The organism is Allorhizobium sp. GW101-3B10, assembly GCF_059424725.1.
In genome coordinates this window covers 2,528,180-2,544,184 of sequence record NZ_JBWKZR010000001.1, presented here as the reverse complement: position 1 = coordinate 2,544,184, position 16,005 = coordinate 2,528,180, and the positions used below count along the sequence as shown (strand labels likewise).

The window sequence follows — 16,005 nt, the reverse complement described above, 5'->3', positions numbered from 1 at the left end:
TATAGTGGGAAATAAATCCCATAAATATCTAGTGCTCAGAACAGATAACAAAACAAAAACAATCAAACATCGAAAACTTGCGCTTTCCAACATCCCCGTCTCCTCGTTAGGGTGTATGAATTAATTCCTATCTATCGGGAGTGATCATATGCCATTCGAGACAGCCAATTCCCCCGTTCCGGACCCGGCGAGCGCAGCGCCCGGCCCCGCCGTCGTCCGTTCTTCGGCCGCGTCCTCCGGGCTCAGCGAACGCCGCATCGTCTGCATGGTGGTGCGCCAGCTGACCGCCGAGCTCCTCGGCGTCGTCGGCGATCGGGCCGAGGTGCGCCGGGCGCGGCGCCGCGCCAGCTGCCATGTCCGCCAGATCTCCATGTATGTCTGCCATGTCGCGCTCTCCATGCCCTATGGCGAGATCGCCGAGGCCTTCGGGGTCGATCGCACCACGGTCAGCCATGCCTGCCACGTCGTCGAGGATCGCCGCGACGATGCCGCCTTCGACACCTTCGTCAGCACCGTCGAGCGGCTGGCCGAGGCAGTCTGCATGATCGCCGGGAGGCCGGCATGAGGGCAAGGCGGACAGCGCCCGCCGAGCGACGGCTGCTCCTGCGGCTGTTGCGGCTCGCCCTGCGCGGCCCGCTCGAGGTTTCGGCCGGCGCGGGTGGCGGGTTCTGCCTCAAGGGTGCCGACACCGCGATCGCCGACGTGCCGGCGGGCCTGCTGCGCGAGGCGGTGGCGCGCGGCCTGATCGTGCGCGACGGCCTGAAGATCCGGGCGGGCGAGGGCACGGTCACCTATCTGCGCCGCGCCATGGCCGAGCCGGGGGATGAAGCCTTTCTCGAGCAGCACCGCGACATGGCGGTGGAGACGCTGGTGGAGGAGGGTAAGCGCCGCCCGGTGCGGCGAAACCTCGCCGAATCGCCGCTTTCCGGCCTTGCCCGGCTGAAGGACCGTTCGGGCGCCGCCTACTACGGTGCCGACGCGATCGCCGCCGGCGAGCGGCTGGCCGCAGACTTCGAGCGAGCCGGCTTGCAGCCGCGCATCACCGCCGCCTGGGAGCCGCGCCTCGCCAGCCGGGTCAGGGGCACAGCCCCCGCCGCAGTCGAGATCGCCGATTCGGCGCTCACTGCCCGCGCCCGGGTCAATGCGGCGGTCGAGGCGATGGGGCCGGAACTGTCCGGCGTGGCGCTCGACGTCTGCTGCTTCATGAAGGGACTGGAAACGGTCGAGCGCGAGCGGCAGTGGCCGGCCCGCTCCGCCAAGCTGATGCTGCGCACCGCGCTGATGGCGCTCGCCCGCCACTATGCTCCCCCGCCGCCGCCGGATCACGGCCGTCGCCGGCATCATTGGGGAGCCGAAGGTTTCCGCCCGGAAATCGGCTGACGGGACCGGGCCGGTCCACGGGGAGGGCCGGCCGCATCGACATAAGGTGCGGATGTCTCGCCGGTATCGCAAAAGCGGGGCCGTGATCCGGCATCAATGGATGTGTTTCAATCTCATTATATGCTAAAGAAACTATAGGTGCTGCCGGGCGAGCGAATCGTGCCTGCGGTCGCAAGTTGCGGTGCGCCGACGCCCATTCACTCCGCACACTGCCGAAAGATTTCCATGCGGTTTAGAACTCGATCCAACGCCCCAGGCCCGTCGCTGGAGTTCCTGATGATGGGTTTCGTCGTGGTCAGCGCGTTCATCGGGCTTGTCATGGCCTATGTGCTGATCAATGAGCGCGGCAGCGCCTATGAGAGGGCGCGGCTGACGAATGCTGTCGAGACGCGCATGCACGGTGTCCAGACGGCGGTGGCGCAGTCCCTCAACCGCGAGTGGCGAAATCTCCTGGCGGTCCGCGACCAGTTGGCTGTGCGCCGCCCCGAGGACCTGCAATTGCAGCTGGACGCGCTCGTCGGCCAGGGCGAGGTGGTCTCCTGGGCCGGCTATGCGCAGAGCGACGGCACGGTCGTGGCCGCGTCGAACGGACTCCTTGTCGGGGCGAGCGTCGAGGCGCGTCCGTGGTTCCAGGGCGGTTTGAAGGGCATGTTCGCCGGGGATGCGCATGATGCTCTCCTGCTCGCACAGAAGCTGCCGCAGCCGGCGGACGGCACGTCGCTGCGATTCCTCGATTTCGCGGCCCCTGTCCGGGATGCCGACGGGTCGACGATCGGCGTGCTGGCGCTGCATCTCAATCTCGCCTGGGCCCAGCGCCTGCTCGACGAATTGGCCCGGTCGATGGATCTGGATATCTTCGTCGTCGGCGCCCACGGTTCCGTCGTCGCCACCTCCACCGGCGCGCAGCCGGAGACCCTCGATCTTCCCAGCTTCCGCATGGCCCGTTCCGGTGCCTCCGGCTCCGGGGTCGAAACCTGGCCGGATGGCCACACCTATTTCACCACCACCGTTCCGGAGCTCGCCTATGCCGACCTGCCGCGGTTCGGCTGGAACATGGTGGGCCGGATCGACGGCGAATCCGCCGCCTTGCCCGCGCGGGCCGTGTCGAGGGACCTGCTCCTGCGCCTTCTCGGCTTTGCATTGATCCTGCTTCTGCTCACCCTGCTGTTCATCATCGCCTTCATCCGGCCGTTCGCCGCGCTTGCCCGCAATGCGGTGGAGATCGCCGAGGGCAAGGACGTCTATCCCCTGGAAAGCCACAGGACCCGGGAACTCGGCATGATCGGCGCGGCGCTGGCGCATCTGCAGTCCGCCGCGCATCACCACGACCACCTCGAACACGGGGACCATGGGAACCATGGCGCGCACGGGGATCGCCGGATCACCGATGTCCCAGACGAGACAGCGCCGCTGCCAACACGGCGGACAGGCGGGTGGAGGTGACGCTCGGCACCGAGCCTTGCGTATAGAGCCGCCGCAGCAGCGCCTCGTACTGATGGGTGTCGAGCTCCAGCGACAGCACGGCGCCGTCATTGGTGGCCTGTAGCACGAAGGCCTTCATCTCTCCCATATCGCGCAGCTTCAGTTCGATTTCTTCGCCCGGCTTGAGCCGGACGCCGCGAATGCGCGCCGTCCCTTCGGTCAGGTCCGTCAGCCAGACGCGCTTCAGCCGGCCGTGGGCGAGAATGACGCAGCGCTCCGGATGATCGGCCAGATGCTGCTCGACCCTCGGCAGTTCGACGCAGACCACCAGCGTCACGCTGAGGATCAGAAGGTTGTAGAGGGTCCAGGACAGAATGATGAACTTGCCCTCGCCGGCATCGTTGAAGGCGAAGTCGTCGAAGGCGATGCCGATGACCAGGCCGAGGATCGTCAGGACAAGCAAAGCGAGAAAGGGCGCCATCATGCGCCACTGGATGACGACCTTCGTCCGGTCGCCGCCCTTGGCGGTGACGCTGAAGGGATGTCCCCTCGGGCGGAAGAGACCGACGATCGCGGCGCGGGTGATCGGGATCGCGCCCAGCAATTGGCTGACGTCGTTGACGACGGGGACGATCAGGCCGGAGGAGACGAAATTCAGGGCGAAGAGCACCCATAGATAATAGGGCGCGAAGTGGATGATGACATCCGGCACGCTCGCGTCGATGACGATCACGTTGAAGAACCAGTAGAGCAGGGGAAAGGTAATGCTCACGATGCGGAACGAAAAGGTCGTCCACCAGAACAGCACCGAATCGATGACGCTCCAGCGATCGCGCAGCCTCAGGCGGTTTCCGGCGAGGGGGCCGACGCGGCTGCGGGCGATCTGCATCAGGCCGAGGCACCACCGCGCGCGCTGCGTGACATATTCCTTCAAGCCCTCCGGCGCCAGGCCTTCGGTCAGTGCCTCGTTCAGGTAGACCGTCCTGTATCCCGCTTCCTGGAGGACGAGGGTCAGCATGAAGTCCTCGGTCACGCTTTCGGTGGGAAAACCCCCGACCGTCTCGATCGCCTGCCAGCGGACGATGGAGGAGGTGCCGCAGCAGAACGCGATGCCCCAGGCGTCGCGACTCGGTTGCAGGTGATCGAAGAAGAAGCGCTGCTCGTCGGGATAGGACCGGCTGAGACCGAGATTGTGCTGGATCGGATCGGGATTGAAGAAATGCTGCGGCGTCTGGACGAGGCCGACGCCGGGATCGTGAAAGAGCGCCAGCGCCCGGGAGATGAAATCGGCATGGGGCACGAAATCGGCATCGAGCACCGCGATGAAATCCGGGGGGCGGGGATCGGCCGCGAGAACGCCGAGCGCGTGATTGATGTTGCCCGCCTTGGAGCCCTTGTTGTCCGGCCGCCGCAGGTAGCGGACCTGCTGGGACCGGCAAAAGTCGCGCAGCCAGTCGCGCCGCCCGTCGTCGAGCACCAGGACCTCGCAGTTCGGGTGATGGCTTGCCTTGGCGCCGACGATGGTCCGCTCGAGCACGTCCCGCTCCTCGTTATAGGTGGCGATCAGGATCGCCACTTTCGGCGGATGCGGATCCCACCAGGCAAGATTGCGGTCCGCCTCCTGTGAGCGCGACCTTGTGCGGCTGAGAATGGCGAAGGCGCTGAGCGAGGAGAGCCCGGCGGCGGCCTCGGAGGCGAAGAAGGACCAACTGAAGAGACAGTGCCAGGTCAGGCCGAACGGGGCGAGCGTCTCCGTCGCGCGCCACCACAGATAACGGAGCGTGAGCAGGCCCGCGAGCGCGAACAGCCCGATCCTGTGCCATCTGTTGGCAGGGTCCAGCACTTCGTCGAGCACGAGGGCCATGCCGAGGAACAGCAGCGCCAGCATCACCGCGGACTGCAGCTCGCTGCCGTAGAGCAGTCTCTCCATGGTCAAGTCCAGAGCCGCCGGAGCCAGTCCAGCGGCCGGTTCTCGAGGAACACCCGCCCGGTGCGGCCGATCAGGCAGCGCAGGCTCTCGTCGTCGCGCAGGGCCGGCACGTCCAGGGTCACGTCGAAACGTCCGAGGTGCCGTTCGCTCGGGGCGATCGCCAGATTCTCGTAGACCGAGGCCGCCCCGGAGCCGGCGAGGCGGGTGACGGTCCCCTGCAGCAGGCGGCTGCTGCCGTTCATCCGGAAGGAGGCGGAACTGCCGAGCCGGATGCCGTTGAACACCCGTTCCGTCACCGACAGGGTGACGACGGCGGAATCGCAGTCGACCAGCCGCAGCAGGTTCTGTCCGCGCTGGACCGTCTCGCCCGAGATCGCCAGATAGTCCCAGACAAGACCGGAGACATTGGCTTCGAGGGTCGCGGAGGTCAGGAGATTGACGCGCAGCCGCTCGGTGCGGATGCGGGCCTCCAAGGCATTGAAGATTGCCGATTGCGCCTCGGCATTCGCTTCGATCTCGGCCTTGCGCGCCTGAAGCTCCGAGATCCTCTGCCCGGAGGCGGGGGTGTCGTTATAGCCGTCGCCGAGAAGGATGCCGCGCTCGGCGGCCGCCAGATTGATGCGGGCGACGCGACTGGTTTCCTCGGCGTTTCGCAGGTCGAGCGCCGCCACCTCTTCGGCCGACTGCGCCTCGTCGAGTGATTCGCCTGTCCTTATCCCCTGCTTGCTCAGCCGTCTGGAACGCTCGAGGCCGAGCCGGGCATAGCGCAGCCGGGCTTCGGCGGCGGCGCTGCTGGCTTCCGCGCTCTGCACCAGGGCGCGCAATTGCGCGATCCTCTCCTTGCGATGGGCGCTGGCCTGCGCGCGCAGGTCTTCGATCGCATCCTGGAGCGACCTTCGGGTCTGGGCCAACCTGTCGATCTCCGCCAGGACCTTGGCTCTCTCCTGGATGAGATCCGAAAGCCCGATATTGTCGACGAGCGGATCCGAGAGTGCCCCGAGCGCGTCGCCCTTGCTGATGCGCGCCCCCACCGGGCGGGCCACGAGACGGACGGTGCCGGCGATCGGTGCGCGGATGGAGGAGAGCCTCGCATTGACGAAGGCGTCCGCACTGACACCCGCCGTCTGCTCCCGGAAGATGACGAACACGGCGAGGATGATGAAGCCAAGCCCGGCGAAGATCTTGATCGCCTTCATCTCGAGCCCGGCTCCGCGGGCTGCCCGGATGTCGGACGGGACACGGCGGAAGGGCGTTGATGCGTATGCGCATCGCCCATGCCCCTGACGGCCAAGACATGGCCTTCGAGATTTCGGCCCATCATGGACTCCTGTGTTGTGGCGAGGAGAATCCTACCACGACACATCCGAGCGTCAGAGATACGCTGCAACTGAGGGTTAATATGGGCTTAACGGTTTCGATCGAACAGGCGGCCGTTTCCGTCGATCGACGAGGGTCGTCGGCGTTCGGCGACACCGGCGTCTGCGCCGCCGCAACCACCCGTTTTCAGGGCTTTCGGCGGGTAGGGGCGTGGCGGCGCATTGCGCCGCCTGTACCGTCACACCAGGTGGCGCGCGGCTTCCTCGCGGATGCGCTGGATCATCGAGCGCAGGCCGTTGGCGCGCTGGGCCGAAAGATGCTCGATCAGTCCGAGCCGGGAAAAGAGCTCGATGGCGTCGAAGGCGACGATCTCCGAAGCGCGCTTGCCGGAATAGGCGGCGAGCACGATGGCGACGAGCCCGCGCACGATATGGGCGTCCGAATCGCCGGTGAAGTCGATCACCGGATCGGGGCCCTGATGCGGATGGGTGGAAAGCCAGACCTGGCTGGCGCAGCCCTTGACCTTGTTCTCGGCCGTTCTCTCCGCCTCCGGCAGGTCCGGCAGCGCCTTGCCGAGCTCCATCACGTAACGCATCCGGTCTTCCCAGTCGTCCAGGAAGGCAAAATCCTCGGTCATCTGCGCAAGCGTCGTCATGGGGCGTCATATCCGGTTTCTGCAATCGTTTCCGGTATAGGCGATCCCGTTGGCCATTTGAACCTTTGCCGGCGGCGAAAAGTGCCGGGAAAAAGAAAAGCCGCGAGGACAAGGGGTTCCTCGCGGCTCGGCAGTAGGCCGAAGTTTCCTGTGGGACAGGCAGACAGGCAACCGAGCACCAGGCCGCCGAGGCGGACAGAGGGTGCTCCGATGCAAGCGGTGTTCCAGGGCCGGCGCGCGGCCCTGCGGAATTTCATGGGGCGCCGCGCCGTGCCTTGCGGCTTGAGAGGGCGGTGCCGGCCTCGGTCTCCTTAGGGCTTCGGCGGCGTATAGGGTTTCGGGCCGTTGCCGGTCTTCGGCTTGGGCTGCGGCACGACCGTGCCGGTGGTGACGACGTCGGTTGCGGGCTCTGCCTTTACAGGCGCGGCATCCGCCGTCAGTGACGGGCGGGCGGGCTTGTTCTCGGCCGACGCCTCGTCGCCGTCGTCGGAAAACTGGCTGTCGAGGATCTGGTAGGCGACGAGCGCCCCTTCGCGGGCCCGCTCTCCCAGCGCCTGAAAAGTCTCGGCGCCCTTTTCGCAGACGTCCGGCTTTTCGGTGCAGATGGCGGAGAGATACTGATAGGCATCCGTTGCCGCCGCGATCGCGTCGCCCATTTCAAGGCGCGGTCCGCCGGCGGTGTCTTCCTGAGGCTGGCTGCTGAAGAACGACAGCACCACCAGCGTCATCGAGCACCAGAAAGCTCCTTTGATCAGAAACCACATCGTCTTCACCAATCCCGTTTTGCCCGTCCCAATCCCGTTCTTCCGGTCATTGTCGGGTCGTGCCGGGTTGTCTCCCGGACTTGTGAGGGCAAGCTACCGGCGGGGTGCAAAGATCGCTTTGCAAAACCCGCTCGGATTTGTCTCAAATTTGAACGAACGGCGCGTCAGCGGCCGCTCGTTTGGCATTTCCTTCAAACTTTAGGGACTGGCGTTAAGCATAATTGTGGCGGCGGCCCGGCAATCCACCGCTTCTTGGCCCGGGGCTTCGACACAAATCTTAACGCAATCGGGAAAACACAGACAAATCCGCCGCTTACGCCCCATTAACCACGTTCGACAAAGCCCGGCGGAAGTGTCCCAAACTGGGCCCTCGGCGGCCTTTCCGGGGCTCCGGAAGGCCTTGCCTTATCTTTTCCTTAAGCGCATCGGCCCTAAGGTCGGGCTCTCGAAATCGAACCGTTTCGCGGATTTTGGCGTGCAAGTATTGCGTAACATGGCTGACAGGGCGAAAGCGATTCTCGATCGCGCGGCCGACCGCTGCCTGGCGTCGAATGGCGGCAGAGAACCGGCCGATCCGCGCGAGATCGCGGTGCTGCGCCACCTCGCCGCCGGCTTTGCCGTGATGCTGTTGGCCGTTCCACTGGCGCTCTCCTTCTATTATGGCCCGGCCGTGGCACTGCCGCTCGGCTTTGCCGCCGTCGTCTCGCTCTTTCTTCTCTGCGCCGTCGCGCTGATCGCCCTTCGCCGCGCCACCTATCCGGCCGCCGCGAATGATGGCGCCGACGCTGAAATCCGCTCGCCCTTCGATGTCTGCCCGGGCCTCCTGCTCGGTCTCGACACCGCCGGCAATGTGCGCGAGGCCGGCGGCCGCGACCGCGAGATGTTCCTGTCCTTCCTGCGCGATCCCTTCGGCCGTCCGTTCGCCGAACAGGTCCATGTCTCCGACCGCATCGCCTTCGTCCAGGCGCTCGACGAACTGCGCCAGGGTGCCGATGCCGTGGTCATCGACCTGCGCCTCGACCGCCCGGTGATCGGCATCGACCAGGCCCAGTTCATGAACGTGCGCATGGACATGACCGCCACGCGCCACCCCGACGGCGAGCTGGCCTTCGTCCATGCCCAGTTGCTCGACATCGCCGGCGAAATGTCGATCCGCAACGTCGTACTGGAAAAGGAAGACGAGGCCGTCGCCGCCCACGAGGCGAAGTCGCGCTTCCTCGCCGCCGTCAGCCACGAGCTGCGCACGCCGCTCAATGCCATTCTCGGCTTCTCCGACATCCTCGCCGGCGAATATTTCGGCAAGCTCGAAAACGACCGCCAGCGCGAATATGTCCAGCTCATCCGCCAGTCCGGCGCCCATCTGCTCTCGGTCGTCAACGCCATGCTCGACATGTCGAAGATCGAGGCCGGCCGCTACGAGCTGATGCTCGAGCATTTCGTCATCGGCGAGGCCGTGTCCGAATGCGAGCAGATGCTGTCGCTGCAGGCCGCCAGCAAGGGCGTCACGCTGACCAGCCGCATCGCCCGCGGGCTCGGCGAGGTGGTCGCCGACGAACGCGCCGTGCGCCAGGTCTTGATCAATCTCGTCGGCAATGCCATCAAGTTCACCGAAGCGGGCGGCTCGGTCATCATCGATGCCAGCCGCGACGGGCGCGACCTGAAGATCGTTGTCTCCGACACCGGCATCGGCATCGCGCCGGAAAAGATGGCCCTGATCGGCCGGCCCTTCACCCAGGTCCACAGCGACCTGAACCGCGCCTACGAAGGCTCCGGCCTCGGCCTGTCGCTGGTCAAGGGCTTGACGGCGCTGCATGGCGGGACTTTCCTGATGGAAAGCATGCCGGGCGTGGGCACCGTCGTGACCGTCCGCCTGCCGGCCGATGGCTCGGGCGCCGGCGCGGAGGCCGCAGACGAGCACAATACGGTCGAGTTTCCGCCGCGGTTGAAAGCCATGGACAGGCCGGTCGCGATGGAGAGCGAAAGAAAGACTGGGTATGACGAAGCCAAAGCGAAAATCGCCTGAGAAGAAGAAGGCCCCCCCGCGGGTGGCCGGCCTTCTGCTCGCCGGCGCCGGCGCGCTGGCACGCCTCGTCGGCCGTCATCCGCGGCCGGTGGGCGGCCTTGCGGCCTTTTCCGTCGCCTTCGGTTTCATCGCCGCCAATGCCCTGTGGTACCAGCCGGGCCAGCATCCCTCGCCGATCTTCTCGACCCGCGACACCAGCGATTTCAACGCGCTCGCCGGCGTCACCCGCAATGCCAGGCTCGAGCAGGACCCGGCCACCGTCACCACCTTCAAGATCGAGCGCGAGGATGCCGGCGCTCCGGCTTCCGTTTCGCCGGCCGGCGAGCAGGCCGCGACCGCCCCACCCGCGACCGATGTGGCGACCACGACGGCCGCCACAGACACCGTCGCCGTGCCCGACAATGCCGCCCTCGTGGTGTCCGTGCAGAGCGAGCTTGCCAGGCTCGGCCTCTATGACGGCGTCGCCGACGGCGTGATCGGCCCGCGCACCGAGGCCGCCATCGCCGTCTTCCAGCGCTCGATCGGGGTGGAGGCGAACGGCCTCGTCAGCCCGGAACTGCTCTCCGCCCTCAAGGTCGACAGCCGCGTCACCGCCGCCGTGCCGAAGAGCCGCCCGGCCGAGGATCTGAGCGCCCCCGCCGCGGTCGCCGACCCGGTCGCCGCCGCCATCCGCAATGCCTCCAAGGTCGTCGTCACCGCGCCGACCAAGCCGCAGGGCACGCGCAATGCCCTCCGCCCCGCCGTCGCACCGCCGGCCGCCCTTCCGGTCTCGCTGCGCGGCACGGCGCAAGATGCGGCGCTGATCATGGAAATCCAGCGCGGCCTTGCCAACATCGCCTATACCGATGTCAGCGTCGACGGCGTCGCCGGCGAACAGACCCGCGCCGCCATCCGCCGCTTCGAGCGCCACTACCGCCTGCCGGAAACCGGCGAGCCGAGCGAGACCGTGCTGAAGAAACTCCGCGACATCGGGGCGCTGTGAGGCCCCGGACGCGGCCCGCCGCGCGCCGGCCTTATCGTTAATCCGCAATAGACTACATTTGCGATTCCTTAACCGTGTTGCGTCACAATCGCGCATTCCCGGGAGAGGAACTGCAATGAGTGCACAGACCAGCCTGGCATCGCCAGAGGAATTCATCGAAGAGCCGCCCGCCGAAGAGCCGGCCGAGGCGCAGGCGCGTGGCGCCGACGCCGAAACCCTGCGCCGGATCGTCAGCAAGCTCGCCGACGAGGCCTCGACACTCGGCATCGACCTCGTCGACATCGCCGGCGCCATCCAGGACGTCGCCGCCATGTCGAAGCGCCACGCCTCGACCTTCGACCAGGTGACCCGCACCGCGCTCTCCATCGCCGAAACCAACAAGACCGTCGCCTCGTCGCTGCGCGCCACCGACGAGACCGCCGTCGAGGCCCGCCGCATGCTGGGCGAATCCTCCGCGCGGCTCTCCGGCGCGGTCGGCAAGATCGACCTGATGGTCGCCGCCTCCCAGGAAATCTCGACCGAGATCGGCTCCTTCTCGATCTCGCTTGGCAATGTCGACAAGGTCGCCGAGGAGATCGGCTCGATCGCCCGCCAGACCAATCTTCTGGCGCTGAACGCCGCGATCGAGGCCGCCCGCGCCGGCGAGGCGGGCAAGGGCTTCGCCGTGGTCGCCGCCGAAATCCGCGCGCTCTCGCTGCAGACCTCGCAGGCCACCGGCTCGATCCAGCAGACGCTGAACGAGATCCGCGGCAAGATCGGCCGCCTGTCGGAGGCCGGCCGCGGCGCCAGCGAAAGCGCGCTCGACGTGCGCGAGACCTCGCAGGCGATGAACAGCTCGTTCGGCTCGATGGAACAGGTCATCACCCGCATCCTCGACGGCTCCTCCGTCATGGCCCGCACCACCGACACCGTCGACCAGCAATGCGCCGAATTCGTCGGCACGCTCAACGTCATGGCCGGCGAGGTGCTGGAGTCCGACACCGCCCTGCAGAATGCCGCAACCCGCGTCGACCGCGTCGTCGCGCTCTCCGAAACGCTGATCCAGCTCACCGCCTCGGCCGGCATCGAGACCGCCGACAGCCCGTGGATCAACGCCGCCCGCGATGTCGCGGCGCAGATCTCCGCCACCTTCCAGCGCGCCGTCGACGGCGGCCGCATCGGTTTGAACGCCCTGTTCGACCGCAATTACCGGCCGATCCCCGGCACCGACCCGGTGCAGATGATGGCGGCGTTTACCGAATTCACCGACCAGGCCCTGCCGGGCATTCTCGAGCCGGTGCTGACGCTCTCCGACCGCATCGGCTTCTGCGCCGCGGTCGACACCAACGGCTACCTGCCGACCCACAACAAGAAATTCTCCGCCCCCCAGCGCCCCGGCGATTCGGTGTGGAACACCGCCAACTGCCGCAACCGCCGCATCTTCGCCGATCGCGTCGGGCTGGCCGCCGGGCGCTCCACCGCGCCCTTCCTCGTCCAGACCTATAGGCGCGACATGGGCGGCGGCAATTTCGTCGTGATGAAGGACATTTCCGCCCCGATCACCGTCGGCGGCCGCCACTGGGGCGGCCTGCGCCTGGCGATCCGCGTCTGACATCGCCCGCCATCGGCGCCCGGCGCTTCGCCGTCCGCCGATCCTCACCATGCCCTTGGCCGACGCCGCGCGAATAGGCCCGGCGCCGGCCGTCTGCCGCATGGCAGGGCAGTGGGGCAGGGGACCAGCGCCGCGCAACCGCCTTGGTCCGGCCACGATCTGTAAAGATTGCATTCAGCTTTTTCCGGTAAGTTTCCGTTAGCAATTCGCGCGCCCGCCCAAAGCGGCGCGCAGACTGCCGTCCCTGTTGTCTTGCGTTTCGGGTTCAAAATGCGTTTTTCGGCTGCACCAGCACTTCTCCTTGCCTGCCTGACCGTGGCCGGCTGCGTCTCCGGTTCTGAGCCGGAAAGCGTCCTGGACGGCATATCGCCGCAGCAGACGAGTTCGGTCACGCCGACGCCCTCCGGCCCCGTGCCCTCGGCCGCGATCGGCAAGAGCGGCCGGCTCGCTCCCATGGCAGCCCAGCAATCCGCCCCCGACGCCCTGCTGCAGGCGGCAGCCACCCCATCAGCGCCGCTTGCCGCGCCGTCCGCCCCGCTCGCCGCCGCAGCCCCGCACGAGCTCGCCTGGGCCGGCCAGGTGCCTGAGCCCGCGGTCTTCGCGCCGGCGCAGGAAACGCTCGGCATGGCCGTGCCGAACGAGCGCCCGGTCGCAGCCCTGATGACACCCGAGCCGCCGCTCGCCGCCGCTCCGTCGCAAAAGACGTCGCGCGTCTACAGCCGCCAGTTCCGCGACGCCAAGCCGATCAATTTCGGCAAGCAGTCGCCGAAGAAGCTCGCCGTGCACGGCGTCGACGTGTCGCGCTGGCAGGGCGACATCGACTGGGCGAAGCTCCGCACCCAAGGCGCCAACTTCGCCTATATCAAGGCGACCGACGGCGGCGACCATCTCGACCCGATGTTCAAGAAGAACTGGCGGCGCGCCAGGGAAGCCGGCATCAAGCGCGGCGCCTACCACTTCTTCTACTGGTGCCGCACGGCGGGCGAACAGGCCGACTGGTTCATCCGCAACGTGCCGCGCGAGGCGGGCGCCCTGCCGCCGGTCATCGACGTCGAATACAATGGCGAATCCAGCTGCAAGCGCCGCCTGTCGCGCGCCAAGGTGCTGGAAAAGATGCGGGTCTTCATGGACAAGCTGGAGCGCCACTACGGCCAGCGCCCGATCATCTACACCGCGCCCGATTTCTACCGCGACAACCTCAAGGGCGAGTTCTTGGACTACCCCTTCTGGCTCCGCTCCGTCGCCGCCCACCCCTCCAAGGTCTATCCCGGCCGCAAATGGCTCTTCTGGCAATATTCCGGCTCCGGCCTGTCGCACGGCGTCAACGAGAAGATCGATTTGAACGTCTTCCACGGCTCGGAAGGTGAGTGGCACAACTGGGTGCAGGCGCGGCCGAGCTGAGTTGGGGGAGGGAGAATCGTTTCTTTGCACGATGTGAATGGTGGCAGGGTGAGGCTCACCAGCTTCCATAGTTGACTTTTGTGGCAAGAAACGGCCACTCTCCGCGCCGGGTCGGGCCTTTAAGAAAGCATTGGATCCAAAGCCGCAAAGTCAATCGGGATGCATGCCGGGAGATCCTAAGTCGCTTGCTCGTTGTTGATGAAATCTCCGCGTGCGGCTTTCTCGTTGATGTCGCTAAATAGGTGGTCCCGAAAATCTTCGACACCCAAATGTTGCTTTGTGAAAAGCTTGTATGCTTCAAGCGCTAGGTCTTTGTTTAGCCGCTTGGCTCCGTCCACTCCCGCTTTAATTTCTCTTTGAAATACTCCTGCGTGGGTGGATATCGGATCTAGACCAGCCTTGTATCTGCGTGGGACAATTTGATCGTATATGCAGAATGACTGGTGGTCGCTCGCGTCCTTAATGCTCCGGATTTCTTTCGCCAGTGCGCTGCACAAGGCTCTGACCCGTCGAAAAGGCGAGTCGGGCTTTGATCCCAAGTTTTCCTCAGCCATACCAACGAAGTCATCGTTTGAACCAATGGATCGCATCACGCTCAAGCCCGTGGCGAACAGTTTCTCAAACGGCTGCTTAGATATGAGGTCTGTAGTCGGGTCGTAGTCGCGAGGAGAAACTAGCAGACGAAACAAGGTCTCCTCGTTGGCCACCGGCCCGGGGGAGTTGAAGCCCATCGAATAGACTTCACACTGGCAATTGGGGCAGATACCCTCCAGTTTCTTGGCGAGACTTTCGTCTAAGTATTCCTCAGCTAGGAGGCGCCTGCATTCTTCGCAGTCCACGAAGTTAGCTCACAGCAAAACGAGCGAGAAATTCCACCACAACTGGATCATCTGGCTTTCCAGCACACATTTGCGACGGCAGATTATCCGCTTTCCAGTAGCATTCGATCTGATTATCTGGGCTGAAAGTTATTTCCGCAAACACATCCTTTTGCGTTCCGTGGAACTCAATGACTGCCAATCCTTCATCATTGAGGGTAGCTAGAGCAGGAAGTTCAAAGGTGTGGCGCCCAATAAACGCAATTGCGTAATCAACGCTCATCTGCTGCGCTGCACGCGCACCTTCTCCGTCATGGTTATCACGCAAACGCCGGAGCATTCGAAATCTTGCCTTGATATGTTCGCGGCGCGCACCCAGACGAACTACGCGACGCTCGGAAAAGGCATCACTTAATGTGGCGGTGTCATCACTACTTGAAGTGCCGCTTTCGTCAGTCGCATTTCTGTGTGCGATTCCGTACGCAGATCGGATATCTGACACACTCTCAGGTGCAACGCTTCCATAGGGAATACACCAGGCAGAATCTGTTACCAATCGCCCCGTCGCGAACATGGTCAATCCTTCAAATAAATCTGCTTTGCCGCGTCGTCGCTGAGAATGTCAGCGAGGGCATTTTTCAACTCAAGGTGTTCTTCTTCAATGTCGGAAGAAAGCAACTGCAAGTCAAGTGCTACAGCGTTTTCTGCGCCTCCTGGATAACGATTCTCGCGTGCGGTCATAATGTTCACCCAGCGCTTGACCTCTCCGGTGTCGTTCTCCTCATCCACGGCGTCCACGTTGATTTGAAGCAGACGGTTCGCTGCGGTCAACCTTGGAAAGAACATACCTGTGTGTGAGTGCCACAGCTCACTCTTGTCCATTATGTGGGGAGAGAGAAACTCACTTCCATTTCTTAGCAGGCTTCTAGGTACGGCCTCGGCCGCCGGGCCGTCAAAATAAAAACGGTCCTGGTATTCGATACGAATAGAGCTGACTGCAATAATTCCGCTAAGAGCGTCAATGCAGCCTCCAATTATGTCAATTATTCTATCTTTTTGCCAGGTCCAGGAGATGTAATCCCAAGTCCGGTAAACAATAGAGTTTTCTTCGATCTGTACTTGTTCGCTTGGCATGCGACCTAAGACGTTTCCATTCTCGCTCTCAACATATGCCGAGAACAGCACCCCGCCAGATGTAATCTGCTTAGGAGGTAGAGGAATGCCTCTCTCGATTTTAAACTCATATGCTGTATTGGTTTGTTGACGATCCAGAAAGCCGTGCCGCTCCGCTTGCCCGCCGACTATGCCCAGAGCCTTTCGAAAAAGCGGCGCGGGAATTGGTTCGACAAATTTGATTGCCAATGCCATCACATTTATCGCGTGGTTTTCATGCAGTGGAAACCAACGGCCTACCATTTTCACCTCGCCCTTACCGATCTTGCCATCTTGTGCTTATTCAAAGCATTTGCAGATGCGAATTCCTGTGTCCTTGCTCGTCCTTCAAGAGCTTATCAATTAAGCATACAACACCGCGTCAACAAGGGCATGCAGGTTCACCAATTTTTTCTTCAGCGCGCCTAAGGATGTCGTCCGGAGCATGAAAAGTCCAGCGGCCATCACCCCACACCCGTCTTCCCCCCGTCATACCCCATCCCCATATAGAACCCCATCGTCCGTTTTCGCGGGCCGCGCCCTTGACGGCGGGGCCTCGTGGAAACATTG

14 protein-coding genes are annotated in these 16,005 nt (G+C 64.4%); 7 read left to right on the top strand and 7 right to left on the bottom strand.

Features of this window, described 5'->3' with window-relative positions:
- Positions 1–148: 148 nt before the first annotated feature.
- The 3 genes from AC07Y0_RS12590 (at position 149) to AC07Y0_RS12580 (ending at position 2,823) form a co-directional block, all read left to right on the top strand.
- On the top strand, positions 149–565 hold the full coding sequence (locus AC07Y0_RS12590) for a helix-turn-helix domain-containing protein (protein ID WP_498677707.1): 417 nt from the start codon (positions 149–151) through the stop codon (positions 563–565).
- Positions 562–1,380, top strand: coding sequence for a DUF6456 domain-containing protein (locus tag AC07Y0_RS12585; RefSeq protein WP_498677705.1), 819 nt, complete (start codon positions 562–564; stop codon positions 1,378–1,380). Before AC07Y0_RS12590 ends, AC07Y0_RS12585 begins: the two co-directional genes overlap by 4 nt.
- Positions 1,381–1,656: 276 nt before the next feature.
- Positions 1,657–2,823: a cache domain-containing protein gene (locus AC07Y0_RS12580; RefSeq protein ID WP_498677703.1), complete on the top strand. Its 1,167-nt coding sequence runs from the start codon at positions 1,657–1,659 to the stop codon at positions 2,821–2,823.
- On the opposite strand, the gene AC07Y0_RS12575 is transcribed toward AC07Y0_RS12580, so the two are convergent.
- The 4 genes from AC07Y0_RS12575 to AC07Y0_RS12560 all read right to left on the bottom strand — a co-directional run bounded on the left by AC07Y0_RS12575 (position 2,762) and on the right by AC07Y0_RS12560 (position 7,468).
- Entirely contained in the window at positions 2,762–4,732 is a 1,971-nt protein-coding gene (locus AC07Y0_RS12575) for a glycosyltransferase family 2 protein (protein WP_498677701.1), read from the bottom strand. The two genes, AC07Y0_RS12580 and AC07Y0_RS12575, sit on opposite strands and share 62 nt — an antisense overlap.
- A 2-nt stretch (positions 4,733–4,734) precedes the next feature.
- Positions 4,735–5,928, bottom strand: coding sequence for an HlyD family secretion protein (locus tag AC07Y0_RS12570; protein WP_498677699.1), 1,194 nt, complete (start codon positions 5,926–5,928; stop codon positions 4,735–4,737).
- A 359-nt stretch (positions 5,929–6,287) separates the two neighbouring features.
- The gene (locus AC07Y0_RS12565) at positions 6,288–6,704 is read right to left on the bottom strand and encodes a SufE family protein (RefSeq protein ID WP_498677696.1); all 417 of its coding nucleotides are present in this window, start codon (positions 6,702–6,704) and stop codon (positions 6,288–6,290) included.
- Between the two features lie 311 nt (positions 6,705–7,015).
- Positions 7,016–7,468, bottom strand: a complete 453-nt coding sequence (locus AC07Y0_RS12560; RefSeq protein ID WP_498677694.1) for a DUF5330 domain-containing protein — start codon at positions 7,466–7,468, stop codon at positions 7,016–7,018.
- Positions 7,469–7,961: 493 nt separating this feature from the next.
- Between AC07Y0_RS12560 and AC07Y0_RS12555 the strand changes: the two genes are divergently transcribed.
- From AC07Y0_RS12555 to AC07Y0_RS12540, 4 genes are all read left to right on the top strand, one after another.
- Positions 7,962–9,491, top strand: coding sequence for a sensor histidine kinase (locus AC07Y0_RS12555; protein ID WP_498677691.1), 1,530 nt, complete (start codon positions 7,962–7,964; stop codon positions 9,489–9,491).
- Positions 9,463–10,473 carry a peptidoglycan-binding domain-containing protein gene (locus AC07Y0_RS12550; protein ID WP_498677690.1) on the top strand — a complete coding sequence of 337 codons (1,011 nt, stop codon included), beginning with the start codon at positions 9,463–9,465 and terminating at the stop codon, positions 10,471–10,473. Before AC07Y0_RS12555 ends, AC07Y0_RS12550 begins: the two co-directional genes overlap by 29 nt.
- A 115-nt stretch (positions 10,474–10,588) precedes the next feature.
- Positions 10,589–12,064, top strand: a complete 1,476-nt coding sequence (locus tag AC07Y0_RS12545) for a methyl-accepting chemotaxis protein (RefSeq protein ID WP_498677688.1) — start codon at positions 10,589–10,591, stop codon at positions 12,062–12,064.
- Positions 12,065–12,334: 270 nt separating this feature from the next.
- Positions 12,335–13,465 (top strand): glycoside hydrolase family 25 protein, encoded by a 1,131-nt coding sequence (locus AC07Y0_RS12540; RefSeq protein WP_498677686.1) that lies wholly within the window; start codon positions 12,335–12,337, stop codon positions 13,463–13,465.
- A 176-nt stretch (positions 13,466–13,641) separates the two neighbouring features.
- Here the strand turns inward: AC07Y0_RS12540 and AC07Y0_RS12535 are convergent, their stop codons facing one another.
- The 3 genes from AC07Y0_RS12535 to AC07Y0_RS12525 form a co-directional block, all read right to left on the bottom strand.
- Positions 13,642–14,196, bottom strand: a complete 555-nt coding sequence (locus tag AC07Y0_RS12535; RefSeq protein WP_498677683.1) for a hypothetical protein — start codon at positions 14,194–14,196, stop codon at positions 13,642–13,644.
- Positions 14,197–14,308: 112 nt separating this feature from the next.
- Complete coding sequence (locus AC07Y0_RS12530) at positions 14,309–14,857, bottom strand: hypothetical protein (RefSeq protein ID WP_498677679.1); 549 nt, start codon at positions 14,855–14,857, stop codon at positions 14,309–14,311.
- Positions 14,858–14,859: 2 nt separating this feature from the next.
- A complete protein-coding gene (locus AC07Y0_RS12525) occupies positions 14,860–15,699 on the bottom strand; it encodes a hypothetical protein (protein ID WP_498677677.1) in 840 nt (279 codons plus the stop codon).
- Positions 15,700–16,005: the final 306 nt, after the last annotated feature.

Excerpts from the sequence above, each read along its gene's own strand:
- AC07Y0_RS12530 (WP_498677679.1), bottom strand. The coding sequence starts at position 14,857 with ATGTTCGCGACGGGGCGATTGGTAACAGATTCTGCCTGGTGTATTCCC.
- AC07Y0_RS12545 (WP_498677688.1), top strand. The coding sequence starts at position 10,589 with ATGAGTGCACAGACCAGCCTGGCATCGCCAGAGGAATTCATCGAAGAG.
- AC07Y0_RS12535 (WP_498677683.1), bottom strand. The coding sequence starts at position 14,196 with ATGGGCTTCAACTCCCCCGGGCCGGTGGCCAACGAGGAGACCTTGTTT.
- AC07Y0_RS12590 (WP_498677707.1), top strand. The coding sequence starts at position 149 with ATGCCATTCGAGACAGCCAATTCCCCCGTTCCGGACCCGGCGAGCGCA.
- AC07Y0_RS12550 (WP_498677690.1), top strand. The coding sequence starts at position 9,463 with ATGACGAAGCCAAAGCGAAAATCGCCTGAGAAGAAGAAGGCCCCCCCG.
- AC07Y0_RS12575 (WP_498677701.1), bottom strand. The coding sequence starts at position 4,732 with ATGGAGAGACTGCTCTACGGCAGCGAGCTGCAGTCCGCGGTGATGCTG.
- AC07Y0_RS12560 (WP_498677694.1), bottom strand. The coding sequence starts at position 7,468 with ATGTGGTTTCTGATCAAAGGAGCTTTCTGGTGCTCGATGACGCTGGTG.
- AC07Y0_RS12555 (WP_498677691.1), top strand. The coding sequence starts at position 7,962 with ATGGCTGACAGGGCGAAAGCGATTCTCGATCGCGCGGCCGACCGCTGC.
- AC07Y0_RS12570 (WP_498677699.1), bottom strand. The coding sequence starts at position 5,928 with ATGAAGGCGATCAAGATCTTCGCCGGGCTTGGCTTCATCATCCTCGCC.
- AC07Y0_RS12525 (WP_498677677.1), bottom strand. The coding sequence starts at position 15,699 with ATGGTAGGCCGTTGGTTTCCACTGCATGAAAACCACGCGATAAATGTG.
- AC07Y0_RS12585 (WP_498677705.1), top strand. The coding sequence starts at position 562 with ATGAGGGCAAGGCGGACAGCGCCCGCCGAGCGACGGCTGCTCCTGCGG.
- AC07Y0_RS12540 (WP_498677686.1), top strand. The coding sequence starts at position 12,335 with ATGCGTTTTTCGGCTGCACCAGCACTTCTCCTTGCCTGCCTGACCGTG.
- AC07Y0_RS12580 (WP_498677703.1), top strand. The coding sequence starts at position 1,657 with ATGATGGGTTTCGTCGTGGTCAGCGCGTTCATCGGGCTTGTCATGGCC.
- AC07Y0_RS12565 (WP_498677696.1), bottom strand. The coding sequence starts at position 6,704 with ATGACGACGCTTGCGCAGATGACCGAGGATTTTGCCTTCCTGGACGAC.